Raw genomic sequence first — 5,838 nt, 5'->3', positions numbered from 1 at the left:
TATCATGCTGGGTTCAGAGACCTCCAACGGGAACACAGCATGCCCAGTTGTTATTGATAGACTGAGCGCTTGAGCCGATAAGGTACATTATGTTCGCTTCATCGCTAACAGTGGACGCTGAAATCTCTGGCTGTGTTGTTTGGTGTTGTGGGTGTGGTTGAACCCTGGGGAGCTGTGCTCGAACCCAGGGTTCTGTATCGTGTATAGCGGCAACGTGCTACTCTCCCACACCCTAACGAGTGCAGTACCATCGCCGTGCTAGGTCTTAGCTTCCAGGTTCGGAATGGAACTGGGCGTTTCCCCTAGGCTATGGTCACCGCAAATCTTCAATTATCACACACACGCTCGTGTGCATGGCTTGTGGTTGCTTGGGAACCGGATGGTGGACGCTTAACTATTTCATATGATCGCTTACAGTCAACAAGTGCTCCTTGCTGCTAGATGCTTCACTAGAAGGACTTGCATATCCACTCACCATGAAAGATAAGTGAAGTATGATTGCCTTTCGACTGTTAGTACCGGTCAGCTCCAACCCTCACGGGTCTTCCACATCCGGCCTATCAACCATGTAATCTACATGGAGTCTTCAGAAACTCGAAGGTTTCACGGAATTCTTATCTTGGAGAAGGCTTCCCGCTTAGATGCTTTCAGCGGTTATCCCTTCCGAACGTAGCTAACCAGCCGTGCCGCTGGCGCGACAACTGGCATACCAGAGGTTCGTCCACCCAGGTCCTCTCGTACTATGGGCAGGACTCCTCAAAATTCCAACGAGCGCAGAGGATAGAGACCAAACTGTCTCACGACGTTCTGAACCCAGCTCGCGTGCCGCTTTAATCGGCGAACAGCCGAACCCTTGGGACCTGCTACAGCCCCAGGATGCGACGAGCCGACATCGAGGTGCCAAACCATCCCGTCGATATGGACTCTTGGGAATGATCAGCCTGTTATCCCCGGGGTACCTTTTATCCGTTGAGCGATGCCGCGTCCGTACACCGGCACCGGATCACTATTTCCGACTTTCGTCCCTGCTCGACCTGTCAGTCTCACAGTCAAGCTCCCTTGTGCAATTACACTCAACACCCGATTGCCAACCGGGCTGAGGGAACCTTTGAGCGCCTCCGTTACTCTTTAGGAGGCAACCGCCCCAGTTAAACTACCCGCCAGGCACTGTCCCTGACGTGGATAACACGTCGAGGTTAGATATCAAATGAGAACAGAGCGGTATTTCAATTGTTGACTCCACTCAGGCTGGCGCCCAAGCTTCAAAGTCTCCCGCCTATGCTACACAGTTCGCACCTAATACCAATACCAAGGTATAGTAAAGGTCCCGGGGTCTTTTCGTCCTTCTGCGCTTAACGAGCATCTTTACTCGTACTGCAATTTCGCCGAGCTCCTGGTCGAGACAGTGGGGAAGTCGTTACGCCATTCGTGCAGGTCGGAACTTACCCGACAAGGAATTTCGCTACCTTAGGATGGTTATAGTTACCACCGCCGTTTACCGGGGCTTAAATTCACCGCTTCGCCGAAGCTAACGGATCCTCTTAACCTTCCGGCACCGGGCAGGCGTCAGTGCATATACAGCGACTTTCGTCTTCGCATGCACCTGTGTTTTTGGTAAACAGTCGCTACCCCCTGGTCTGTGCCACCCGCTACAGCTCACTCCGTGAAGAAGTTCACCGAGACGGGTCTCCCTTATACCGAAGGCACGGGAGTAATTTGCCGAGTTCCTTGACCAGGATTCTCTCGATCGCTTTGGTATTCTCTACCTGACCACCTGTGTTGGTTTAGGGTACGGGCGGCATTGAATCTAGCACCGAAGTTTTTCTTGACAGCCTGGATCACCGAATTCGAGCTAGAAAGCTCCCATCATCACACCTCGGACTTACACCCAGCGGATTTACCTACCGGGCATCCTGCGTGCTTAACCACGGAATACCACCTCCGCAGTCGGCTACCATTCTGTGTCACTCCTGTGCTGTCCTACTGTAAGGAAAGATCGGAACCATGACATCATCCACAGCCCGAAAGCTGCATCAAACGACACAGGACCTTAGTACTCCAAATCTCGGATTGGGCGATTCAAAGCCGGTAGGAGAATATCAACTCCTTCATCCATTCGACTACGCCTGTCGGCCTCGCCTTAGGACCCGACTAACCCAGGGACGATGAACGTGGCCCTGGAACCCTTAGTCATCCAGCGTGGGAGATTGTCACTCCCATTTCGCTACTCATGTCTGCATTCTCACTTCCGTACAGTCCACGGCTGGGTTCCCCCGCCGCTTCGCCCCATACGGAACGCTCTCCTACCCATCAGCCATAAAGGCTAATGCCGCGTCTTCGGTGGTGTGCTTGAGCCCCGCTACATTGTCGGCGCGGAACCACTAGACCAGTGAGCTGTTACGCACTCTTTCAAGGGTGGCTGCTTCTAAGCCAACCTCCTGGCTGTCTATGCGACTCCACATCCTTTCCCACTTAGCACACGCTTAGGGACCTTAGACGACGATCTGGGCTGTTTCCCTTTTGACTACGAAGCTTATCCCCCGCAGACTCACTGCCGTAATACACTTCACAGGTATTCGGAGTTTGGTTGCTGTTAGTACCCTATACGGGCCCGCAAGCATCCAGTAGCTCTACCCCCTGGAAGTAATCAAACGACGCTGCACCTAAATGCATTTCGGAGAGAACCAGCTATCACGGAATTTGATTGGCCTTTCACCCCTAACCCTAAGTCATCCCCTCAGTTTTCAACCTAAGTGGGTTCGGTCCTCCACGCAGTCTTACCCACGCTTCAACCTGCTCAGGGCTAGATCATCCCGCTTCGGGTCCAGAACATGCGACTAAAACGCCTTTTAAGACTCGCTTTCGCTACGGTTCCCCCACCCGGGTTAACCTCGCCACATATCACTGACTCGCAGACTCATTTTTCGATAGGCACGCCGTCACCCCGAAAGGCTCCGACGGTTTGTAAGCACATGGTTTCAGAAACTATTTCACTCCCCTCCCGGGGTACTTTTCACCTTTCCCTCACGGTACTTGTACGCTATCGGTCAGATAGAAATATTTAGGCTTATCCAACGGTCTGGACAGATTCGCACGGAATTCCTCGAGTTCCGTACTACTTGGGAGAAACAATCAACAGACAACGCGGCTTCAACTACGGGGCCATCACCCTCTTCGGCCAGGTTTTCAATCCTGTTCATATATCACGTTGTTTTATCACTGTTGCCAGCCATGTCAGCGACTGGACATATCTTCCCACGACACCCAATGCGCAACGCCTGACAACTATCACGCGCACTCGGTTTAGCCTGATCCGCTTTCGCTCGCCACTACTCACGGAATATCTTTTCCTGCAGGTACTGAGATGTTTCACTTCCCTGCGTACCCCCCGCATAAAGCGGTACCACCCCATAACGGGCGGTGTGTTTCCACATTCAGAAATCCTCGGATCAAAGCCCTGTTGGCGGCTCCCCGAGGCTTATCGCAGCCTCATACGTCTTTCATCGGTTCTATCTGCCAAGGCATCCACCATATGCCCTTGCAAGCAACACATACGAACAACATATGCCCTACTGCAAGCCTTTACTAGCAAATTCCTAGACAACAAATCATCACACTAATTGATCACAAACGATCGACACAAACTCCAAACGGAGTTCGGTCTGAAATATACAGCAAACAGAATAAAATCTGCTTGCTCGCGTCCACTATCCAGTTCTCAAGCCACCACGACACAACCAGCATCAACCATTGAAAACAACAGCATCCACCAGAAGGCCTCGAATCGCCGAGTGGCAATCCGGGAGCCCAAAAGCATATTTGCACAAAAAGTCAATCACCGTTCCACGCCAGTATGCCCACGCGACCACCAACATGATGGCCCGAAAAGCTTGTTCGCTACAAACCGTAGCTAAATTCTCCGTAGAAAGGAGGTGATCCAGCCGCACCTTCCGGTACGGCTACCTTGTTACGACTTAGTCCCAATCACGAGTCTCACCTTAGACGGTTCCCCCCAAAAAGGTTAGGCCACCGGCTTCGGGTGCTACCCACTTTCATGACTTGACGGGCGGTGTGTACAAGGCCCGGGAACGCATTCACCGCGACGTTGCTGATTCGCGATTACTAGCGACTCCGCCTTCATGGAGCCGAGTTGCAGGCTCCAATCCGAACTGAGACCGGTTTTCAGAGATTGGCTTCATGTCGCCATGTCGCATCTCGTTGTACCGGCCATTGTAGCATGCGTGAAGCCCTAGACGTAAGGGGCATGATGATCTGACGTCATCCCCACCTTCCTCCGAGTTAACCCCGGCGGTCCCTTGTGAGTTCCCACCATAACGTGCTGGCAACACAAGGCAAGGGTTGCGCTCGTTGCGGGACTTAACCCAACATCTCACGACACGAGCTGACGACGACCATGCACCACCTGTGAATCGGCCCCGAAGGGAAACCCCATCTCTGGAGCAGTCCGAAACATGTCAAGCCTAGGTAAGGTTCTTCGCGTTGCATCGAATTAATCCGCATGCTCCGCCGCTTGTGCGGGCCCCCGTCAATTTCTTTGAGTTTTAGCCTTGCGGCCGTACTCCCCAGGCGGGATGCTTAACGCGTTAGCTCCGACACGGAACCCGTGGAATGGGTCCCACATCCAGCATCCACCGTTTACGGCATGGACTACCAGGGTATCTAATCCTGTTCGCTCCCCATGCTTTCGCTCCTCAGCGTCAGTAACAGCCCAGAGACCTGCCTTCGCCATTGGTGTTCTTCCCGATATCTACACATTCCACCGTTACACCGGGAATTCCAGTCTCCCCTACTGCACTCTAGCCTGCCCGTACCCGGCGCAGATCCACCGTTAAGCGATGGACTTTCACACCAGGCGTGACAAACCGCCTACGAGCTCTTTACGCCCAATAATTCCGGATAATGCTTGCACCCTACGTATTACCGCGGCTGCTGGCACGTAGTTAGCCGGTGCTTATTCAAAAGGTACACTCACTCTCGCTTGCTCCCAATTAAAAGCGGTTTACAACCCGAAGGCCGTCATCCCGCACGCGGCGTCGCTGCATCAGGGTTTCCCCCATTGTGCAATATTCCCCACTGCTGCCTCCCGTAGGAGTCTGGGCCGTATCTCAGTCCCAATGTGGCCGGTCGCCCTCTCAGGCCGGCTACCCGTCAAAGCCTTGGTGAGCCATTACCTCACCAACAAGCTGATAGGACGCGACACCATCTCATACCGCTAACACTTTCCCGAAAATCCATGCGGAAAATCGGAACATCCGGCATTACCACCCGTTTCCAGGAGCTATTCCAGAGTATGAGGCAGGTTAGTCACGCATTACTCACCCGTTCGCCACTCTCACCAAGACGCAAGCGCCTCGGATCCCGTTCGACTTGCATGTGTTAAGCACGCCGCCAGCATTCATCCTGAGCCAGAATCAAACCCTCCACAAAAAAATCATGAAGAGCCAAAAACGACTCTCAAAAATAATTCATATTGACGGATTCGTTCAAAAAAGAACAAACCACACAAAAAAATCGGCAATCATTAAGTCCTCCCAGACACCCAGAACCAAAGCCCCAGGCTCATGCCGAACTGGCAATTAATTGACTATAAAAAGTAGTACAAATACGCTTTTGAGTTCTCAAACCACCACCACACCAACAAGCTTTGTTCTCTCACTTGGAGAAGTCCGCCGTGTTGAGCAGCGAAGTACAAGCCTACTCTCTTTTAGATGGTTTTGCATCTTGGTGGGTACAATAAAGCTGAGAGACGTTGTAAATAAACGTCTCCCTCGGCGTGTCAGATTTTCGCCAATATAGAGCAACCACCAGATCGCTCCA

At 52.5% G+C, this 5,838-nt stretch carries 1 protein-coding gene and 3 rRNA genes; all 4 read right to left on the bottom strand.

Going from position 1 to position 5,838, the window contains the following annotated elements; translation table 11 throughout:
* Window positions 1-204: 204 nt before the first annotated feature.
* Window positions 205-321, bottom strand: a 5S ribosomal RNA gene (rrf, locus tag BAQU_RS10205).
* A 170-nt stretch (window positions 322-491) separates the two neighbouring features.
* Window positions 492-3,552 (bottom strand): 23S ribosomal RNA (locus tag BAQU_RS10200).
* A 373-nt stretch (window positions 3,553-3,925) separates the two neighbouring features.
* Window positions 3,926-5,448 (bottom strand): 16S ribosomal RNA (locus tag BAQU_RS10195).
* The 16S, 23S and 5S rRNA genes sit together here, the layout of an rRNA operon.
* A 191-nt stretch (window positions 5,449-5,639) precedes the next feature.
* The coding region (locus BAQU_RS10545; protein ID WP_211277171.1) for a hypothetical protein at window positions 5,640-5,838 on the bottom strand (199 nt) is incomplete at its 5' end.

It is taken from the genome of Bifidobacterium aquikefiri, from assembly GCF_002259795.1.
GTDB classification, from domain to species: domain Bacteria; phylum Actinomycetota; class Actinomycetes; order Actinomycetales; family Bifidobacteriaceae; genus Bombiscardovia; species Bombiscardovia aquikefiri.
Note: the sequence above shows the minus strand (reverse complement) of the source record. Positions and strands in the feature narration are given on the sequence as shown.